Origin of the sequence: Pseudemcibacter sp., assembly GCF_965661635.1 — a bacterium.
Taxonomy (GTDB): domain Bacteria; phylum Pseudomonadota; class Alphaproteobacteria; order Sphingomonadales; family Emcibacteraceae; genus Pseudemcibacter.
Genome location: NZ_CBFIEP010000064.1, coordinates 1 through 19,463 on the forward strand (window position 1 = coordinate 1; position 19,463 = coordinate 19,463).

The 19,463-nt window shown below is 41.1% G+C and carries 20 protein-coding genes; 16 read left to right on the forward strand and 4 right to left on the reverse strand.

Going from position 1 to position 19,463, the window contains the following annotated elements:
• A partial coding sequence (locus ACTF6W_RS04700) for a helix-turn-helix domain-containing protein (RefSeq protein ID WP_438993391.1) occupies positions 1-213 on the forward strand: 213 nt, incomplete at its 5' end.
• Between the two features lie 22 nt (positions 214-235).
• Here ACTF6W_RS04700 and ACTF6W_RS04705 read toward each other — a convergent pair.
• From ACTF6W_RS04705 to hemC, 4 genes are read right to left on the reverse strand one after another with little or no spacing between them, the layout of a single operon-like run.
• Positions 236-1,519 carry a tetratricopeptide repeat protein gene (locus tag ACTF6W_RS04705; RefSeq protein WP_438993392.1) on the reverse strand — a complete coding sequence of 428 codons (1,284 nt, stop codon included), beginning with the start codon at positions 1,517-1,519 and terminating at the stop codon, positions 236-238.
• Positions 1,516-2,736: a COG4223 family protein gene (locus tag ACTF6W_RS04710; protein ID WP_438993393.1), complete on the reverse strand. Its 1,221-nt coding sequence runs from the start codon at positions 2,734-2,736 to the stop codon at positions 1,516-1,518. Before ACTF6W_RS04710 ends, ACTF6W_RS04705 begins: the two co-directional genes overlap by 4 nt.
• A 9-nt stretch (positions 2,737-2,745) precedes the next feature.
• The gene (locus ACTF6W_RS04715) at positions 2,746-3,456 is read right to left on the reverse strand and encodes a uroporphyrinogen-III synthase (protein WP_438993394.1); all 711 of its coding nucleotides are present in this window, start codon (positions 3,454-3,456) and stop codon (positions 2,746-2,748) included.
• Positions 3,441-4,358: a hydroxymethylbilane synthase gene (gene hemC / locus ACTF6W_RS04720; RefSeq protein ID WP_438993395.1), complete on the reverse strand. Its 918-nt coding sequence runs from the start codon at positions 4,356-4,358 to the stop codon at positions 3,441-3,443. The genes ACTF6W_RS04715 and hemC overlap by 16 nt, the downstream gene beginning before the upstream one ends.
• Positions 4,359-4,445: 87 nt before the next feature.
• On the opposite strand from hemC, the gene tsaD reads away from it, so the two are divergent.
• From tsaD to pnp, 15 genes are all read left to right on the forward strand, one after another.
• Positions 4,446-5,540: a tRNA (adenosine(37)-N6)-threonylcarbamoyltransferase complex transferase subunit TsaD gene (gene tsaD, locus ACTF6W_RS04725; RefSeq protein WP_438993396.1), complete on the forward strand. Its 1,095-nt coding sequence runs from the start codon at positions 4,446-4,448 to the stop codon at positions 5,538-5,540.
• 33 nt (positions 5,541-5,573) lie between these two features.
• Positions 5,574-6,593, forward strand: a complete 1,020-nt coding sequence (locus ACTF6W_RS04730) for an NAD(P)H-dependent glycerol-3-phosphate dehydrogenase (protein ID WP_438993397.1) — start codon at positions 5,574-5,576, stop codon at positions 6,591-6,593.
• An 18-nt stretch (positions 6,594-6,611) separates the two neighbouring features.
• Complete coding sequence (locus tag ACTF6W_RS04735) at positions 6,612-6,911, forward strand: YciI family protein (RefSeq protein ID WP_438993398.1); 300 nt, start codon at positions 6,612-6,614, stop codon at positions 6,909-6,911.
• Positions 6,847-7,278, forward strand: coding sequence for a Rieske (2Fe-2S) protein (locus ACTF6W_RS04740; RefSeq protein ID WP_438993399.1), 432 nt, complete (start codon positions 6,847-6,849; stop codon positions 7,276-7,278). Before ACTF6W_RS04735 ends, ACTF6W_RS04740 begins: the two co-directional genes overlap by 65 nt.
• Positions 7,279-7,333: 55 nt before the next feature.
• Positions 7,334-7,903 carry an alpha/beta family hydrolase gene (locus ACTF6W_RS04745; protein WP_438993428.1) on the forward strand — a complete coding sequence of 190 codons (570 nt, stop codon included), beginning with the start codon at positions 7,334-7,336 and terminating at the stop codon, positions 7,901-7,903.
• 122 nt (positions 7,904-8,025) lie between these two features.
• The gene (metK, locus tag ACTF6W_RS04750) at positions 8,026-9,192 is read left to right on the forward strand and encodes a methionine adenosyltransferase (protein ID WP_438993400.1); all 1,167 of its coding nucleotides are present in this window, start codon (positions 8,026-8,028) and stop codon (positions 9,190-9,192) included.
• 40 nt (positions 9,193-9,232) lie between these two features.
• The gene (trmB, locus tag ACTF6W_RS04755) at positions 9,233-9,937 is read left to right on the forward strand and encodes a tRNA (guanosine(46)-N7)-methyltransferase TrmB (protein ID WP_438993401.1); all 705 of its coding nucleotides are present in this window, start codon (positions 9,233-9,235) and stop codon (positions 9,935-9,937) included.
• A gap of 156 nt (positions 9,938-10,093) precedes the next feature.
• Positions 10,094-10,594, forward strand: coding sequence for a ribosome maturation factor RimP (rimP, locus tag ACTF6W_RS04760; RefSeq protein ID WP_438993402.1), 501 nt, complete (start codon positions 10,094-10,096; stop codon positions 10,592-10,594).
• A 69-nt stretch (positions 10,595-10,663) separates the two neighbouring features.
• Entirely contained in the window at positions 10,664-12,235 is a 1,572-nt protein-coding gene (nusA, locus tag ACTF6W_RS04765; protein WP_438993403.1) for a transcription termination factor NusA, read from the forward strand.
• Positions 12,236-12,244: 9 nt separating this feature from the next.
• Complete coding sequence (locus ACTF6W_RS04770) at positions 12,245-12,877, forward strand: DUF448 domain-containing protein (protein WP_438993404.1); 633 nt, start codon at positions 12,245-12,247, stop codon at positions 12,875-12,877.
• Positions 12,878-12,965: 88 nt separating this feature from the next.
• Complete coding sequence (infB, locus tag ACTF6W_RS04775) at positions 12,966-15,515, forward strand: translation initiation factor IF-2 (protein WP_438993405.1); 2,550 nt, start codon at positions 12,966-12,968, stop codon at positions 15,513-15,515.
• Between the two features lie 73 nt (positions 15,516-15,588).
• The gene (rbfA, locus tag ACTF6W_RS04780; RefSeq protein ID WP_438993406.1) at positions 15,589-15,996 is read left to right on the forward strand and encodes a 30S ribosome-binding factor RbfA; all 408 of its coding nucleotides are present in this window, start codon (positions 15,589-15,591) and stop codon (positions 15,994-15,996) included.
• A gap of 7 nt (positions 15,997-16,003) precedes the next feature.
• Positions 16,004-16,912, forward strand: coding sequence for a tRNA pseudouridine(55) synthase TruB (gene truB, locus ACTF6W_RS04785; RefSeq protein WP_438993407.1), 909 nt, complete (start codon positions 16,004-16,006; stop codon positions 16,910-16,912).
• Between the two features lie 20 nt (positions 16,913-16,932).
• Entirely contained in the window at positions 16,933-17,202 is a 270-nt protein-coding gene (gene rpsO, locus ACTF6W_RS04790) for a 30S ribosomal protein S15 (RefSeq protein WP_438993408.1), read from the forward strand.
• Positions 17,203-17,317: 115 nt separating this feature from the next.
• Positions 17,318-19,447 carry a polyribonucleotide nucleotidyltransferase gene (pnp, locus tag ACTF6W_RS04795; protein ID WP_438993409.1) on the forward strand — a complete coding sequence of 710 codons (2,130 nt, stop codon included), beginning with the start codon at positions 17,318-17,320 and terminating at the stop codon, positions 19,445-19,447.
• The last annotated feature ends 16 nt before the right edge of the window (positions 19,448-19,463 follow it).

Genomic DNA, 19,463 nt, shown 5'->3' on the forward strand with positions numbered 1-19,463 from the left:
GATATGAAGCCCGAAACGTTTTCTAGAACGTTGAAAAAGTTCAAACAAAAAGGATTTGAAATAAGAAAAGATGCCGTTATTTTGCCGCAAGTTAAAGCATTATGCGGCTTTTGCGATTCCGATGTTTCAAGTATTTGTTCAAGGCACGGCACGCCTGAATGTCTAAATCCAGATTGTATCTCTAGTGAAGAAATAATTCTTTTTGACGACTGAAATTGAATTGGTAAAAACCGAGCTAATTTTTAGACCATTTCACGCTATCAAATTCGCCACATTCGTCGCAGATGGGAAAATAATGTTGAGGACTTGATCCGCAAGCATGACAGAGCCATTTATTTCCTAGAGGCTTTTGTTCGGCTATTTTCTGGAACTTGGTCTCAGCTTCATAGTCATTTTTTTGTTTCACCTCTAACTTAGCTAAAAGCATATAAGTTTCTTTTGAAGCTTTGTCGGAACCTATAAGTGTATCAAGAGCTTTTCGAGCCTCTGGCCAATGTTTCGTAGCAATAGCAGACTTTGCAAGGAGATGCTGACTTTCTGCAAAATGTGGAGCACTATCACATAGTACTTTAACTCTTCTATAGGTTTCGGTGCTGCTTTCTTGTGGGTTTAAATCAAGCGCAACATCTGAAAGCTCATCATTGGGGGCTATTTTCCAAATTGCTTTCAATGTTTTTTCAGCTGTTTTGATATCACCTAGTTCTATCAAAGTTTTAATGGCGGCCAATGCAGCCGGCGCAAAAGAAGGATCATTGTTAAGTGATGTTTTGAGCAAATTAAGGGCCTCTGATTTTTTGCCTGCTGCCTTTTCTTCAAGGGCGAGGGCATAATCAACGACGGCTTTAATATGGTTTAGATCATTTTTTGCAAAAAAGGATCTATTTTTTTCCATACTGGAAATTGAGTTTTTCGCATTTTCCCAGTCAGAAAGTCGAGCGTTGAGCAAAATAGCTTCTTTTAGCAGGTAAGGATTTTTGGGATGCTCTTCTAACATTAAAGAAACGATTTCTTTTGCGGCAGGCCAGTTTTTATCTTGTAAATATTTATGTAAATCTTGCTTATGAACCCAAATATTATTGCCAGAACTGAGTTTTAGTTTTTCTAAATAAGGATTTTCATCTTTTTCAAGCTTTTGGGTTACCTTGGCAAGTAAACGTAATGCGCTATTATTTTCTCCATTTGCGGATTTGGCTTTTAGGCCTTGTTTTAAGGCGAGTTCAAAATCACCTAGTGCATAAGACCCCCATGCTTGATCTAAATGACTTTCTGCTTTTGCCCGTTTGGTGGCTAAGCGCTTAGGGTTTGATAAGAAGTTTGCTATATTCAGCCATCTTAACAGCTTTAAAACCATTAAAAACGTAAAAGTATAGAGAACGATTAAGATTATTAAGACGTCTACAGAAAGGCGAATTTCCCATCCTTGCCAATTTATTAAAACTTGTCCGGGATTAGAGGTTATCCAGTACGCACATAACGCGATAACAATGCCGATAATACTAAAATAAGTGAGGCGTATCATGCAACCGCCCTCATATTGGAGGGAATATTTGAAACCAGATAGCTTTCAGCAGCTGTTGATTCAAGGGTTTCAATTGCCTCTTCACCATTAATCCAGTTTTCAACATCTGCTTTCCAGTCCGTGAGTAATTCCTGTAATGCAGTGGGAAGTGTATCTACAACTTGGAGAATTGAATTGAAGTCAGCAGTATTGAGCCAACTTTCAATATCATTGATCATACCGTCTAAGCTTTTATTATCTGCAGTTGACGTCTCTGTTCTTCTGACGGAGATCATATTTTGCAATTTACTTAAAGTGTTTTGCCACCAAGAAGCAGATGTGTCTATATTACTTGCAGAAATAAGATCTGGAATAAATCCATTAAAACTGCGTTTTAATTGATCGGGAGTAACTAGCCCCGCTTGTGCCGTTTTTTCAAGCTCTTCTATGGCGGCTAGCATGATATTATTGGCTTTAAGCGATCCGGTTTCAATTAAGGTACGTATGGTTTCAAGTTCTTTCTCGTAAACTTCTCCAGAGACAACTTTCTTTTTAAGCTCTGCAATTTTTAGATTTAGCAAAAGGCCTGTATTGTCTCGAGCGGCCTGTGTCTCAACGGTGGCAAGGCGGTTTTCAAGGAGTGCTAGTTTTTCGTTCAAGTTAAGAGCGTCTTTTTGAAGCGCCTCACGTTCTTTTTGCGCTTGTGCCCCATCAAACATATTTTTACTTAAAGGAATAAAAGATGCTTCAAGTTGGCTCATACGACTTAAAAGCATATCAATTCGATTTGATTGAGATGCATCAAAATTTGGTGTATTTTCTTGAGTGTCTATAGATAAATTTTCTTCTAATAACCCTATGCGGCGCTCTATATCATCGCTTAGTGTCGCATTTTGTGACGAAGAAAGTTGGTTTAGACGCCTTTCTTGATCAGCGGCAATTTTTGTTAAGTCGTTGATTGCAGATTGTTGTTCTAAAATTTTTCCATTTAACTCCGCTAAGGTTGTATTATCATTTTCTCCAACCCATTCAGCGATGAAAGGGAGCCGTTCTTGTAATGCCGGTAAAAAATATATCCCGGTAATTAATCCAGATAAAAATAGTAGCAGGAGCAACAACACTCTTAACGCATAATTAGGCGTCTTTGAGGATGCTTCTTTTTTCTTTTCATTTTTAAGCGAAAAGTTGTCCTGTACTATGTCCTTTTTGTCTGGGAGGGTATCATTTTTGTCGGTCATTGTACTTCCTCATAGGCCTATCCCTATTAAATTAAACAGCTCGGGTTCATTCGGTCTCGTCGCGGTTAATGTTCTTTTCCAAGGTAAATCGCTAATTTTTTCTTCAATGTTTGAACTTAGACACAATGCTGTGACTTGATTTAAGTACTCAGTCATATTCGTTTTATTAGTTATTTCTTTAAATATAAGGGCACTTCGCGATGAATAAAAGGGAATATAATCAATCTTACGTTCTTTAAGGGCTTTTATAGTCAATTCTTCAAAAGTAGTCTTGGCTTTGGCGTTGTATAGTATAACGCGATCTAATTGATAATCGTTATCTTTCAACAATTCATTTAAATCTTGTGCGATGTCAGCGGCGGATAAATAGAGTAGAGGGCCGTGTGATGCATCAGCAGTAGACTTTATCAGTTGAGCCAACTTGTTAACATCGCCATCTCCAGATTGAATATCTCTAAATCCTAGCCTTTCTGCAGCTAAAGCAGTTTTTTGACCAACGGTATATATCGGCAGATCACCGACGCCATAATGTTTTGCGAAAATTCTCACGGCCACAGCACTTGTGAAGACGAGCGCTTGATAGCATGTTAAATCAAGCACGCTCGGTGATACCGCTTCGATCGTTAAAACAGGATTAGTGACCGAACAATGCCCAAGAGCTTCCAATTTTTGTGCAAGCGTAAGGCTTTCTTCTATCGGACGGATTAAGAGGAAGCGCATTTTAAAAGTTGTCCTAGTTCCTGACCAATTGCCTCAGGATCATATTTATCACCACTTACAGAGTTCTTTCGTTCATTGGTGCCATCTTCATCAAGAACACGCCCTTCCAAAGTCAAGATGTCGCCCGTTATGTTGGCAAGTCCTGCAATTGGCGTTCTACAGGATCCATCAAGGATATCTAACATTGTTCTTTCTGCCCGAACGCGAAGTTCAGTTTCCTCATGATTTAATGGTTTTAAAATTGACCTCATGACGTCATTCTTGGAAGCGATTTCAATAGTGATAGCACCCTGAGCAACGGCAGGTAATATTTCAGCGGTATTAATCGGTATAACTCTTTTGTCATCTATGCCTAATCGGTTTAAGCCAGCCATTGCAAGGAAGGTTGCGTCGGCAACATTATCATCAAGCTTTTTAAGTCTAGTTTGTACATTGCCACGGAAATTAACGACTTTTAAGTCTGGCCGCAAGTAAAGCGCCTGTGCCTTACGCCTTAAGGAAGATGTTCCAAGTACGGCTCCTCTAGGCAAGTCTAATAATGAATTGGCTTTAGCAGAAAGAAAAGCGTCTTTGACATCTTCGCGTTCTAAATAGCAAACAAGTTCAAGTCCTTCGGGCAATCGGGTTGGCATATCCTTTAATGAATGTACGGCTATATCAATTTCGCCTTCATATAACGCCTCTTCGATTTCTTCGGTGAACAGTCCTTTACCGCCAATTTCACTTAAATTCCTGTCTTGAACTCGGTCACCACGTGTAGACATAACTTTGATTTCGATATTATCTTCATTTAAATGATCATGAGCTTCGATCAATAATCCTTTAACCTCTTCGGCTTGTGCCAGTGCTAATTTGCTGCCGCGGGTTCCAATTACAAGATTATTTTTAACTGTTTCTTGCACTACTTATGTCCAGATGTTAGAGCCTGTGTTATATTTTTTGATATTTAAATTAGGTTTAATGGAATTCTAACGGTGAAGCCAGTAAAGATGCAAAAAAAACAAAAAAAATCTCCTGCACTGATTATGGGGATAGAAAGCAGTTGTGATGAAACCGCTGTTGCAATTGTATCTGAAGAGAAAGAAATACTGGCCAATATTATCCTTACTCAATTAGAAGAGCATAAACCTTATGGCGGCGTCGTTCCGGAAATTGCGGCGCGTTCTCATATTGATCATTTAAATCACTTAGTGCGTGAAGCATTAGAAAAGGCAAATATAGAACTTGATGACCTTTCCGCCATTGCGGTTACATCGGGCCCTGGTCTTATCGGTGGTGTTATGGTTGGTTTAATGACAGCCAAATCGATAGCATTGGCTAAAGGGTTGCCGCTTATCAGTGTAAATCATCTTGAAGGACACGCTTTATCTATCCGCCTAACGGAAGAGGTGCAATTTCCTTATCTATTGCTTTTGGTATCTGGTGGGCATTGTCAATTATTGATCGTTAAAGGGGTGGGAGACTATCAAAGATTAGGCACAACCATCGACGATGCAGCCGGGGAAGCCTTTGATAAAACGGCAAAAATATTAGGACTTAACTATCCTGGCGGGCCTGCCGTTGAAAAAGCGGCTTTAAACGGTAAAGCGAATAGATTTAAATTTCCGCGCCCATTAAAAGGTAAGCCAGGAAGTAATTTTTCATTTTCCGGACTTAAAACGGCCGTTCTGAGGGCGCGTGACCAAGTGGTTGAAGAGAATGGTGGACATTTAACAACTCAAGATATTTGTGATCTGGCAGCAAGTTTTCAGGAAGCTTTATCGGATAGTATCATTGACCGAGTTAAGAAAGGTATTGAACACTATCTTGAACAAGGGACAGATAACAAGGTCTTGGTGGTAGCAGGTGGCGTAGCGGCCAATAGTGTGATCAAGGAAAAATTGGCTTCATTATGTACCAATTATGATTTTAATGTTAAAGCACCACCTATATCACTTTGCACGGATAATGGGGCAATGATTGCATGGGCTGGTGTGGAAAAATACCACCTCAAAGAATTTTCAGGTTTAGAAATTGGTGCGAAAGCAAGATGGCCTTTAGATCCAGATGCGCCACCTGCTATTGGTGCTGGTGTTAAAGCATAAAAAAAGATAAAAGGGTAAAAAAGGAAATAAGACGTGTCTGAAATTGAATCATCTGAAATAACGAAAATTGGCGTGATTGGTGCCGGCGCTTGGGGAACGGCATTAGCGCAACAGTCTGCGAAAGCGGGTTGTGACGTAACACTTTGGGCCCGCGAAGATGAAGTCGTGACGTCAATTAATGAAAGACATGAAAATGAATTATTTCTAACCGGTATTGAACTTTCAGAACATGTAAAGGCAACTTCTAAGCTTTCAGATATTGCGGGGGTTGATTTTATATTTATGGTCGTGCCGGCTCAATTTCTTAGAATTGTGCTTAGTGATTTAAAAGAACATATTTCTGAAAATGCTGTTATTGTTCTGTGTGCAAAAGGAATAGAGCAGTCTAGCGGTATGTTGATGAGCGAAGTCGTGGCGGAAGTTTTGCCGAAATCACCCCTTGTTGTCTTATCTGGCCCAACTTTTGCCCACGAAGTTGCAAAAGGACTGCCTTCTGCTGTGACGGTTGCATCAAAATATCAACAAATTGCCCTGCGGTTATCAACGGCCATCGGGCTGCCAACATTTAGACCTTATGCGACACGCGATGTACTCGGAGCTGAAATCGGCGGTGCACTGAAAAACGTTTTTGCTATTGCCTGCGGTATAACAACAGGACGTAATATGGGTGATAATGCACGTGCGGCACTCATTACCAGGGGACTTGCTGAAATGGTGCGTTTTGGGGAACATTATGGCGCTAAACGCGCCACAATGATGGGGCTATGCGGTTTAGGTGATTTGATATTGACCTGCTCTTCGCCGCAGTCGAGAAATATGTCTCTTGGAATAGCAATAGGCGAAGGAAAAAAAGTCGAAGACGTGATGTCGGGACGCCGAACCGTAGCGGAAGGATATCATACATCATCGGTGCTTGCGAATATTTGTAAAAGAGAAGATTTAGATTTACCCATTGTTATGGCCGTAAATGAAATTCTTCACGAAGGAAAAGATGTTGAAATAGCAATTATGGATCTTTTAAACAGGCCATTTGTTGATGAAATTGAAGATTAGCATAATAAAGGATTGAATATGCATTATATTATTACCGCATTTGATAAAGATAATAGTTTAGATTTGCGCATGAGTGTTAGGCCGGATCACTTGGCCTATGCGCAAGAAAAAGGCATTACCGTACTCGGCGGCCCGCTTCTTACTGAAGGAGATGATCCAAAGCCGCGTGGCAGCATGATTATCGTTGAAGTAAATAACAAAGAAGAAGCAGAAGATTTTGCCGCAAACGACCCTTATAATAAAGCAGGGCTTTTTGAAAAAGTTTCTGTCAGACGTTGGATGGGGGCAATCGGTCCTTGGCTTCCGTCCGGTGACTAATGTCTTACAATTAAGCGACTTGGATATCGGCTTTAATAAAGGCGATATTTTATGCTCTCTCTCAGCTATTGATGATGGCAGTGCAAAGGAATTTATTTACCGTAATGGTAACAATATCTATGATATTTTTATTCAGCGTCAGGGTGAAAACGCATTTGCCTATACGAATGTTTGTCCTCATGCCGGCACACCACTTAACATGGATGAAGGCCGGTTTATGGAAAAAACAGGCCGTTATCTTATTTGCCATACCCATGGAGCCCTTTTTCAACTTGAAGATGGCTTTTGTGTCGCGGGTCCTTGTAATGGTGCAAGTTTAACGGGTGTCGAAATATTAGTTGTAGATGGAAATATTACCGTTGGATAAGATTATAAATCTTCCAGCAATCTGGAACGGGCCAGAGAATTCATAAAAGCTATTTATATTTACCCATGGGGCTGGTGCGCCGATGGATACTGATTTCATGGATTTCTTTGCACATAATCTTGGAAAAAATAAAATCCGTGTTTTACGTTTTGAGTTTCCTTATATGGCTTTAAGGAGAGAAGGTCATGGCAAAAGACCACCCAATACTCAGAAAATCCTTTTGGAATGTTGGAGTGACGTTATTAAAGGATGTCGTAAATTTCATAATGGGGAAATTTACATTGGTGGCAAATCAATGGGCGGCAGGATGGCTTCTATGATTGCTGATCAGGAGGGCGTGACCGGATTAATATGTCTAGGATACCCATTTTACGCACCAGGTAAACAAGATAAGCCGCGTATTGATCATTTGGAAAATTTAAGAACCAGAACCCTTATTTTACAGGGGGAACGAGATTCGATGGGATCAAAAGAGATTGTTGAGAACTATTCGTTATCCAATCAGCTTTCAATATCGTGGCTTCCCGATGGCGATCATGGTTTGAAGCCCAGAAAGAAATCTGGTTTTACCGAAGAAGGTAACTTTAATTTAGCCTCTAATTTGATTTTAAATTTTATTAATTAGGCTAGATTTTTTCAGTTGCTTTTCCTGATAATGCAGTGTATTTAATGCCAATTAATAATATATAAAGAAATCTTTATATATATTTGCGAAACGTAATGCCATAGTAGAGCAGGAGCAGGAAATTGAGCAGAGAGAATTATTTATTCACGAGTGAATCCGTATCTGAAGGTCATCCAGATAAAGTCGCAGATTGTATATCTGATAGTATTGTAGACAAATTTTTAAGCGAAGAGCCAGAAGCGCGTGTTGCTGTTGAGACCTTAACCACAACCAATCGTGTAGTATTAGCGGGCGAGGTTCGGGGTCCTGAAAGCATTACTAAAGAAGTAATGGAAGATTGTGCACGAAAGGCTGTTCGTAAAATTGGTTATGAGCAAGAAGGATTTCATTGGAAAAAAATGGATGTAACCGTTCATGTGCATGAGCAATCATCTGATATTGCAATGGGTGTTGATGCAGCAGGCAATAAAGATGAAGGAGCCGGCGACCAAGGTATTATGTTTGGTTATGCAACAAATGAAACCAAAAATTATATGCCTGCGACATTAGATTTCTCTCATAAAATTCTTAAATCTTTAGCCGAAGAAAGACATGCGACAAATAATGAAGAGCTTGGTCCCGATTCGAAAAGTCAAGTGACCTTGCAATATGAAAATGGCAAGCCAGCTAAGGCTACTTCAGTAGTTGTTTCAACTCAACATTCTGCTGATACAACCCAAGAACGTGTCCGTGAAATAGTATTAAAGCATGTTGAAAAGATACTTCCAGAAGGTTGGTTACCACCAGAGGAAGAAATTTATATTAATCCGACGGGTCAATTTATTATTGGTGGCCCGGACGGTGATGCTGGAATAACAGGACGTAAAATTATTGTCGACACTTATGGCGGTGCTGCGCAACATGGTGGCGGCGCTTTTTCTGGAAAAGATCCGACAAAAGTTGATCGCTCAGCCGCTTATGTAACGCGCTATCTTGCAAAAAATGTTGTTGCTGCAGGGCTTTCCGATCGCTGCACCATCCAACTTGCCTACGCAATTGGTGTATCAAAACCATTGTCTCTTTATGTGGATTTTCATCAAACGGGTCAAGTTGAGGCAGCGAAGCTTGAAAAAGTACTTTCTAACATTATGGATCTTAGCCCGCGCGGGATACGTGAACATCTTGGTCTTAATAGACCAATTTATGAACGAACAGCGGCTTATGGGCATTTTGGGCGTGAGCCAGAAGCAGATGGTGGTTTTTCATGGGAAAAACTTGATTTAGTTGATGCACTAAAATCAGAATTCTAATATACCTTTTATTTATCGTTGCTAGTAAAGAAATGAATAAATGAAAGATTTAGAATCCATAAAAGGCAGTCGTGTTTACGGGCGAAGACAAGGAAAGCCTCTAAAAAAGACAAGCAGAGAGCGTTTAGAAAAATATTTTCCTAAATATTCAATTACACTTGAAGGCGACAAGCTAAATTTATCAAATCTTTTTGATCATGCGCCAGTGGAATATTGGCTTGAAATTGGCTTTGGTAAAGGCGAGCATCTTATTGAGCAAGCAAAAGCCAATCCCGATGTTGGATTTATTGGATGTGAACCATTTTTAAATGGTGTTTCTGGACTAATCGATCATATTGATAGAGAAGGGGTCACTAATATCCGTTTTTTTATGGATGATGCACGACTTTTGATGGATGCACTACCAGATCATTCTATATCGAGGGCGTTCATATTATTTCCAGACCCTTGGCGCAAAAAAAGACATTATAAAAGACGTGTTGTAAGTCCTGGAAATCTTAATGTGCTTTCTCGTATTTTAAAGGGAAATTCACAGTTAAGAATTGGTACGGATCATCATGATTATTGTCGCTGGATACTCGCAAGGTTGATGGAAAATGAAGATTTTATCTGGCAAGCAGATACGCCAGATGATTGGCACACGAGGCCGGATGATTGGCCTGCGACAAGATATGAATTAAAAGCCCTTGAGGCAGGTCGTTTGAGTGCTTATATGACGTTTCTAAGAAAACAGCAGCTTAACTAGATTATGGCATAAAATAAAGAACTTGAAGTTACGATAAATTACTATATATATATAATCATCCGAATCACTTGAAAATTTAAATTTTTTTGTGCGGGCAAGTGTTTCACTGGCCTGCTTTTTTGTTTTGGTGTTATGCAATAAATAATGGATTTTTAAATGTCGTCAGTATTGACTGATAAAATTGCAGAAATGATTGAACCAACCATTGAAGGATTGGGTTTCGAACTTGTGCGCGTTCAGCTATTTAGCTCACCGCGAGGTGAGGCTTCGACTTTACAGGTTATGGCCGAAAAAGAAGACGGTACAATGACAGTAGAAGGCTGCGCCAAAATAAGCAGGGAAATTTCGACATTATTAGATGTGGAAGATCCGATCGATAGCGAATACGTGTTAGAGGTCAGTTCACCAGGTCTAGATAGACCACTAACTCGCAAAAAAGATTTTGTAAATTATGCAGGCTTTGAAGCAAAGATAGAGCTTATCAAGGCAGTGGAAAATCGCAAACGCTATAGAGGAATTCTCTTAGGCGTTGAAAATGATTTAATTTTAATAAAAGTAGACGGCGAGAAATATCAATTTGATTTTTCCGATGTTTTAAAAGCAAAATTGGTTATGACAGATGAATTGGTTGAACGTTCAGCCGTAAATCCATCATAAGGTTACAACCGAACTATATGAACGAATTGTTGGTCAGGAAGGCCACTCAAAAATACGGAGCTTAATAGTATGACAGCAGTAAGCGCAAATAGATTAGAACTTTTACAAATTTCTGATGCCGTCGCGCGCGAAAAGAGCATTGATAAAGAAATTGTTCTTGGCGCAATGGAAGAGGCCATTCAAAAAGCGGCTCGCTCTAGATATGGGATGGAAAATGAGATTAAAGCCCATATTGATAGAAAGAGCGGCGATATAAAATTATATCGTGTTTTAGAAGTTGTAGAAAATGTTGAAAACCATTCAACGGAAATTACCGTTGCTGATGCTGTCCAATATAAAGATAACCCTGAAGTCGGTGATATACTAGCTGATGAACTTCCGGCGATTGATTTCGGACGTGTTGCTGCGCAAACTGCTAAGCAAGTCATTGTACAAAAAGTACGTGAAGCAGAGCGCGCACGTCAATATGAAGAATATAAAGACAAAATTGGCGATATGATCAATGGTGTCGTTAAGCGTGTTGAATACGGCAATGTAATTGTTGATTTAGGCGCAGCAGAAGCAATTATTCGACGCGATCAATTGATCGCACGCGAACATATTCGTAATGGCGAGCGAGTGCGCGCCATTATTTTGGATGTGCGTGAAGAGCCAAGAGGCCCACAGATTTTCCTTTCACGTTCTCACCCGGACTTTATGGTAAAATTATTTGCGGGTGAAGTACCAGAAATTTATGATGGTGTTATTGGCATTGTTGGCGTCAGTCGTGACCCAGGGAGTCGTGCAAAAATCGCTGTCACTAGTAATGACCCAAGTATCGACCCTGTAGGTGCTTGTGTTGGTATGCGTGGTAGTCGTGTTCAAGCTGTGGTTGAAGAGCTGCAAGGTGAAAAAATTGATATTATTCAATGGTCACCAGATCCGGCGACTTATATAATCCGTGCGCTTGCTCCAGCCAATGTAACAAAAGTGGTTATCGACGAAGATGCGGGCCGTATGGACGTGGTCGTTGGCGAAGATCAATTAAGCCTAGCAATTGGTCGTCGTGGTCAAAATGTGCGACTTGGATCACAGCTGACTGGTTGGCAGGTTGATATTATGACTGAGGCGGATGAAAGTGAGCGTCGTCAAGCAGAATATAAAGAGCGCAGCGAACTCTTTATGAATAGCCTTGATGTGGATGAAACACTTGCGCTTCTTCTAGTTGGTGAAGGCTTCCGTAATCTTGAAGAGGTTGCTTATGTGGCACCTGATGAATTTGCGGGTATTGAAGGGTTTGATATAGCGCTCGTTGAAGAACTCCAAAATCGTGCCCGCGAAGCTCTTGCTAATATTGCTGAAGTTGCAGAAAATAAACGTCTTGAAATGGGTGTTTCCGATGAACTTACTGCTATTGAAGGTTTGACGGCACCTATGCTTGTGACATTAGGAGAAGCGGGCGTCAAAACGCTTGATGATCTAGGTGACTTGGCAGGTGATGAATTAACAAGCCAGGAAGATGGTATTTTGCGTGATTATGATCTTACGCTTGATCAAGCAAATGAAATTATCATGGCGGCGCGTGCTCATTGGTTCGATGATGAAGATGAAGCGGCTGAGGAAGAAGCATCAGAAGCTGAAGCAGTGCCAGAGGCAGAATAGGAATGATGAGTGGCCAAAAGTATAAGAAATCGAAAATGTTTGGTCACTCAAGAGGTTTTGCCCGCTTCTAAGTTAATACGGTTTGTTGCGGGACCTGACGCAGATATTGTTCCTGATGTAGCAGCAAAGTTACCGGGAAGAGGTTGCTGGATTAAAGCAGACCGCGAAACGATAGAGGCGGCTCTTGAAAAAAAAGTTCTTTTAAGGGCGGGACATCAACTTCTTAAAAACATCAAAAAAGATGTTGAAAATTTAGAAGCTGATGAGAATAAAAATAAACCGGTCGTTAAGGTCAGAAATGATCTAGCCGACCAAATTGAAGAGTTATTACATAAACGTGTATTGGATTATGTAGGGCTTGCAAATAGAGCCGGTCATTTAGTTGCCGGCTTTGAAAAAGTAAGAGCAGCGTTAAAAGGCGGAAAGACAAATACTCTTTTAACTGCCATAGACGCAGCTGATAATGGGCGCAGTAAAATGTGCCAAGGGCTTGATAATTTAAAAGTGATTGATATTTTCACTCGCGAAGAATTAAGCAAAGCCGCCGGGCTTTCAAATGCAGTTCATCTTGCATTATTGCCTGGAGGAATTAGTACAAGTTTACTTCGGGAAATTTCTCGATATGAACGATGTAAAAAATAAGGTTATTAAATAAAGCTATTCTTTTCTTTTTATGATAAAAGGCTTTTTTATGTTAAAAGGTTAGAATGGTTTTTAAGGCGATAAAAGAATGAGTGACGATAAAAACAAAAAAACACCTCTATCAACATCTGGGCGTAAAACGCTTCAGATGAAACCATCTGGCGCATTAGGTGCCGGCGGTGGTGCTAGTGGTGTGGTGGTTCAGCGCAAAAAGAAACTAATCATGCCTGGACAGGCGGCCACTCCTGAAGCGGCCGCAGCGAAACCAAAGTCGATAATCAAAACGCCTTTTGATGCTGGAAAAAAAGCGGCAGAGCCGACAAAGCCAGTTGAAGAAACTCCGGCTGGCGGACTTTCTGAAAGTGAACGCGAGAAACGTGCTAAAGTTTTAGAGCAAGCACAAAAAGATGCCGATGCTAAGGCCAAAAAAACTGCAGAAGAAGCAAAACGAAAAGCCGTTGAAGATGCCGCAAAAGCAGAACGCTTAGCAAAAGAAGCTGCGGAAACAAAGAGCAAAACTAAGGCGGAGCCGCTAAAGACTGAGAAGCTTGAAGTAGACGAGAAGAAACGTCTTGCTGATCTTGAAATGAAAAAGAAAAGAGAAGCGGAGGCGGCAAAAATTGCTGAAGCAGAGGCAGCAGCAGCTAAGTTGGCGGCAGGCACACCGACTAAAGCAAAAGAGGCGTCAAAACCAGCGGCTAAGGAAGAGCCAAGTCGTCCTGAAGTTAAAAAGTCCCGCATGGATGATAATCGTCGCCGCGGCGGAAAACTAACGGTAACGCAAGCGCTTTCTGGAAATTTAGAGCGCCAACGAAGCTTGGCTTCTTTGAAACGTAAACGTGCGAAAGAAAGACGTCAAAGCGGTCTCGTTGAGCCGGCGAAAAAAGTTTATCGTGAGGTTATTGTGCCTGATAGTATTACGGTTGCGGAACTTGCTAACCGTATGACGGAAAAAACCAATGATGTGATCCGTGCCTTAATGAAAATGGGCGTGATGTCTGCGGCAGGTGATCAGGTTGATCAAGATGTTGCAGAGCTCATTGTTGAAGAGTTTGGCCATAAATTAAAACGCATTAGCGCGTCAGATGTTGAAATTGATCTAGAAGGTCCAGAAGATGCGGATGCAGAATTAGTATCTCGTGCGCCAGTAGTGACGGTTATGGGTCATGTTGACCACGGTAAAACATCAATACTGGATGCTCTGCGTAAAACCAGTGTTACAGATGGTGAAGCTGGTGGAATTACCCAACATATTGGTGCTTATCAAATTAAACTAGCTAGCGGTGATAAAATCACATTCTTAGATACACCAGGACATGCTGCCTTCACGGCCATGCGGGCTCGTGGCGCGAGTGTGACTGATATTGTTGTGCTTGTGGTTGCTGCTGATGACGGCATTATGCCCCAAACAATTGAAGCCATTTCGCATGCAAAATCAGCGGAAGTTCCTATCGTGGTAGCCATTAATAAAATGGATGCGCCAGGCGCAAATGCAATGAAGGTGCGTCAAGATTTACTGCAACATGAAGTTTTTGTTGAAAGTATGGGCGGTGAAATTCTTGATATTGAGGTTTCAGCCAAAGAAGGCACAGGTTTAGATAAACTTGAAGAAGCCATTTTGCTTCAAGCTGAACTTAATGACCTTAAAGCCAATCCGAATAGAACGGCGAGTGGCGCAGTTGTGGAAGCCAAGCTTGATAAAGGTCGTGGTGCAGTCACAACTGTTATTGTTCAGCGCGGAACTTTGACAGTTGGTGACGTTGTTGTTGCCGGAACGTCTTGGGGCCGAGTGCGCGCCTTAGTCGATGACCGCGGATCGCAATTGAAAGAGGCTGGTCCTTCAACACCCGTTGAATTACTGGGACTTGATAATGCGCCAGGTGCTGGCGATGATTTCGTTGTGGTTGATGACGAAGGTAAAGCCCGTAGTGTTGTAGATTTTAGACTTAAGAAAATTAAAGATGATAAAAACAAGACGCCTCAAGCAAGTCTTGAAAATATGTTTGATAAGCTTAAGGAAGCTGAAATTTCTACTGTTCCTATTCTTCTTAAAGGAGATGTGCAAGGTTCGGTCGGTGCGATTATTTCGGCACTAGAACAGCTCAATACGGACGAAGTGAAATGTAAAATCGTTCATAGTGGAGTGGGTGGTATTAATCAAACTGACGTTGGTTTAGCGATGGCAACAGGCGCACCCGTTATTGGGTTTAACGTTCGCGCGAGCCGCGCGGCCGCTGAGCAAGCGCATCAAGAAGGTGTTGAAATTCGTTATTATTCGATCATCTATGATTTGATTGATGATATTAAAGCCGTGATGTCAGGGCTTCTTGCACCAGATGTTAAAGAAACAATTATCGGTACAGCTGAGGTTCTTGATATCTTTAATGCGGGTAAAGGGAAAGCCGCAGGTTGCTTGATTACAAGTGGTGTTGTTCGTCAAGGCGCGAAAGCGCGTCTTCTTCGCGATGATATTGTCGTCTATGAAGGTGACCTTGGTTCACTTCGTCGTTTCAAAGATGCCGTTAAAGAAGTTGAAAGTGGTGTAGAATGCGGAATGAATTTCGCAAGCTATAACGATATGAAACAAGGCGATGTTATTGAATGTTACACCGTAGAGGAAATCGAACGCAGCCTATAAGAAACTATTTTAGGAATAATCGGCTTCCCTTTAAAAATTTTAGGGAAGCCGTTTGCTTTTAAGGAATAAGAAAATGTCCAAATCTCGTTTTAATAATAGCAAAGGCCCAAGTACACGTGTTTTGCGGGTTGGCGAAAATATTCGCCATGCACTTTCAGAGATATTATCACGCGGCGAAATTCGTGATGAAGCGTTAAATGATGTTTCTATCACAGTGACAGAAGTTCGATGTAGTCCTGACTTACGAAATGCGACAATCTTTGTGATGCCTTTAGGCGGCCTTAATGAAAAAGAAGTTGTTGAAGCGTTAAATGCGAATAATAAATATATAAGAGGCCAATTATCAAAAATGGTTCGTATGAAATATTTGCCAAATTTAAAATTTACGTCTGATTTTAGTTTCGGTGAAGCTGATCACATCGAGTCACTTTTAAAAAGTGACCATGTCGCACAAGATCTCATTAAAGACGATGCTGAATAGACCATAGATGGCAAGAAAACGTAAAGGTAATAAAGTCGATGGCTGGTTGGTAATTGATAAACCCTATAATATGGGTTCGACCAAAGTTGTCGGGAAATGCCGTTTTCTTACCAAAGCTCAAAAAGTTGGTCATGCCGGAACGTTAGACCCTCTTGCAACAGGCATTTTGCCAATTGCTTTTGGCGAAGCAACTAAGACGATCCCTTTTATGATGGATGCGAAAAAAACCTATCGTTTTACAGTCACTTGGGGCGAAGAACGCACCACGGACGATATAGAAGGTGATGTGATCGAAACGAGCGGGATTAGGCCTACCCAAGATCAAATTTTAAAGGCATTGCCGGACTTTATTGGTGTTATTAAGCAGCGTCCGCCTATCTTTAGTGCGATCAAGATAGATGGAAAGCGTGCTTATGACCTTGCCAGGGCGGGAGAGGCCTTGGAAATGAAAGAGCGCGAGGTTGAAGTATTCGATTTAAAATTATTAGAATCGGATTTACAAAGCGCAACCTTTGAAATGGAGTGCTCTAAAGGGACCTATGTGCGTTCAATAGGGCGCGATTTGGCAAGGAAATTAGGGACTTTAGGCTATATTTCCATGTTAAGGCGCACCAAAGTTGGCGCATTTGATGAAAGCGATACGATTTCACTGGAAAAGCTTGAAGAATTAGTACATAGTGCGCCGCTTGAAGAGTGGATTCTTAATGTTGTGACCGTGCTAGACGACATCTTGGCATTGGCCGTAACAAAGGATCAGGCAGACTTTCTAAAAAACGGTGGATTTATTCCATCAAGAGAGCTTCCGGCTTCAAACCGAATTGGCGAACTTTATAAAGCCATGCATGATGATAAAATTATTGCCTTGTGTGAACTTGATGAAGAATTTTTAAAACCAGTTCGGGTCTTTAATTTATAATTTATTTAAAGGAGTTACCGATGTCGATTACTGCAGAAAAAAAGCAGGAACTAATTAAACAGTATGCCACAAAAGATGGCGATACAGGTTCCCCAGAAGTTCAAGTTGCCATTCTTACACATAGAATTGCCCATCTTACAGAACATTTTAAAACACATAAAAAAGATAATCACTCACGTCGTGGGTTGCTTATGCTTGTTAACAAGCGCCGTAAGCTTCTTGATTATCTTAACAAAAAAGACGCAGGCCGTTATCAAGCCCTTATTAAGAGTTTAGGTCTTCGCAAGTAAACGTTTAAGTATGACCATAGGGGTCATGCAAAGGCTTTTTGATGTGTGGGTTTCAAGGATGGGCCTTGGCCCACAAATCAAAAAAATATAGCCGAAAGAAAATAGAGAAATATATATGTTTAATAAAAATAAAGTAGAAATCACTTGGGGCGGTCGCCCTCTTAAAATCGAAACAGGACAAATTGCTCGTCAAGCCGGTGGTGCCGTAATGGTAACGTATGGCGAGACATCAGTGTTCACCGCTGTAACAGCAGCGAAAAAAGCGAAAGCTGGAATTGATTTCTTCCCACTCACAGTTAATTATCAAGAAAAAGCGTATGCCGCCGGTAAAATACCAGGCGGTTTTTTTAAGCGTGAAGCACGTCCAAGCGAATCAGAAATATTAGTATGTCGTTTGATTGACCGTCCGATCCGCCCGCTTTTCGTATCAAGTTTCAAAAATGAAACACAAGTATCATGTACAGTAATGAGCCATGACCTTGAAAATCAAGCTGACATCCCTTCAATTATCGGCACAAGTGCTGCACTAACGCTTTCTGGACTTCCTTTTATGGGGCCGGTTGCTGGTGCCCGTGTTGGTTATATCGATGGTGAATACGTATTAAACCCTACAGAAGAAGAGTTGGAAAATTCCGACCTTGATCTAGTTGTTGCAGGAACGCGTGATGCGGTTCTTATGGTTGAATCAGAAGCAAATGAGCTAAGCGAAGAAATTATGCTCGGTGCGGTTATGTTTGGCCACGAGCAAATGCAAGTGGTTATTGATGCTATTATAGAGCTTGCAGAAGTTGCTGCGAAAGACCCAATTGAACTTCCAGAAGAAGAAGATCATAGCGCCCTTATTGCTGATATTGCTAAAATGGCTGAAGCTGGTCTTCGTGATGCTTATGGTGAAACGGACAAGCAAACACGTGTTGGCAAAATTAATGACGTTAAAGATGCCGTGAAAGAGAAGTTTGTATCTGAAGATGATGATGATGCACATAGCATTCTTGTTGGCGGGATCTTAAAAAATCTTGAAAAAGATATTGTTCGAGGTGATATCATTAAAACGGGTAAGCGTATTGATGGCCGTGATCTTGACACAGTGCGTAAAGTCGTTGGTGAAGTGAACATTCTTCCTCGTGCACATGGTTCTGCACTCTTCACACGCGGTGAAACACAATCAATTTGTGTCTCAACACTTGGAACAGCGGATGATGAACAATTCATTGATGCGCTAACGGGTACTTATAAGGAAAACTTCATGCTTCATTATAACTTCCCTCCTTATTCAGTAGGTGAAGTTGGACGTGCAGGATTTACAAGTCGCCGCGAAGTGGGGCATGGTAAACTGGCATGGCGTGCGATGAAAGCGGTGCTTCCAAGTAAGGAAGATTTCCCATATACAATCCGGATTGTTTCTGAAATTACGGAATCAAATGGTTCTTCTTCTATGGCGACGGTTTGTGGTTCCTCCCTATCCTTAATGGATGCGGGTGTTCCGATTAAACGCCCTGTTTCCGGTATTGCCATGGGTCTTATTAAAGAAGGCGATGATTATGCCGTTCTTTCCGATATTCTTGGTGATGAAGACCATCTTGGTGATATGGACTTTAAGGTTGCTGGTACAGTAGAAGGTATCACATCACTTCAAATGGATATCAAAATTACTGGTATTACGAAAGACATCATGGAAGCAGCACTTGAGCAAGCCAAAGGTGGTCGTGCTACAATTCTTGCAGCCATGAATGATGCCATTGATGGCGTTCGTGAAGAAATGAGTGAACATGCTCCTCGTATTGAGACTATTCAAGTTAAGAAAGATAAAATTCGTGAAATCATCGGTACTGGTGGTAAAGTTATTCGTGAAATCTGCGAAGTAACTGGTGCTAAAGTTGATATTGATGATGATGGCGTTGTTAATGTTTCTTCCTCTGATGCTGCCGCTATTCGTGCGGCTATGGATTGGATCAATGGTATTGTTGCTGAACCAGAAGTTGGCGTTACTTATGAAGGTAAGGTTGTAAAAACAGTTGACTTTGGTGCATTCGTAAACTTCCTAGGTAGTCGTGATGGCCTTGTTCACATTAGTGAAATGGCCAATGAGCGCGTTAAACAAGTTACCGACGTTGTAAAAGAAGGTGATGTTGTTAAAGTAAAAGTTCTTGGCATTGATGATCGTGGTAAAGTACGCTTAAGTATGAAAGCTGTAATGAACGACGAAGCCAAAGACGAAGGCGATGAAGAAAACGCCGACGCGTAAAATAGTACTAGATTGC

Bases quoted from the DNA above. Each gene is read 5' to 3' on its own strand.
- ACTF6W_RS04705 (WP_438993392.1), bottom strand. From the start codon at position 1,519: ATGATACGCCTCACTTATTTTAGTATTATCGGCATTGTTATCGCGTTA.
- ACTF6W_RS04710 (WP_438993393.1), bottom strand. From the start codon at position 2,736: ATGACCGACAAAAATGATACCCTCCCAGACAAAAAGGACATAGTACAG.
- ACTF6W_RS04715 (WP_438993394.1), bottom strand. From the start codon at position 3,456: ATGCGCTTCCTCTTAATCCGTCCGATAGAAGAAAGCCTTACGCTTGCA.
- tsaD (WP_438993396.1), top strand. From the start codon at position 4,446: ATGCAAAAAAAACAAAAAAAATCTCCTGCACTGATTATGGGGATAGAA.
- ACTF6W_RS04735 (WP_438993398.1), top strand. From the start codon at position 6,612: ATGCATTATATTATTACCGCATTTGATAAAGATAATAGTTTAGATTTG.
- trmB (WP_438993401.1), top strand. From the start codon at position 9,233: ATGAAAGATTTAGAATCCATAAAAGGCAGTCGTGTTTACGGGCGAAGA.
- rimP (WP_438993402.1), top strand. From the start codon at position 10,094: ATGTCGTCAGTATTGACTGATAAAATTGCAGAAATGATTGAACCAACC.
- nusA (WP_438993403.1), top strand. From the start codon at position 10,664: ATGACAGCAGTAAGCGCAAATAGATTAGAACTTTTACAAATTTCTGAT.
- infB (WP_438993405.1), top strand. From the start codon at position 12,966: ATGAGTGACGATAAAAACAAAAAAACACCTCTATCAACATCTGGGCGT.
- rbfA (WP_438993406.1), top strand. From the start codon at position 15,589: ATGTCCAAATCTCGTTTTAATAATAGCAAAGGCCCAAGTACACGTGTT.
- truB (WP_438993407.1), top strand. From the start codon at position 16,004: ATGGCAAGAAAACGTAAAGGTAATAAAGTCGATGGCTGGTTGGTAATT.
- rpsO (WP_438993408.1), top strand. From the start codon at position 16,933: ATGTCGATTACTGCAGAAAAAAAGCAGGAACTAATTAAACAGTATGCC.
- pnp (WP_438993409.1), top strand. From the start codon at position 17,318: ATGTTTAATAAAAATAAAGTAGAAATCACTTGGGGCGGTCGCCCTCTT.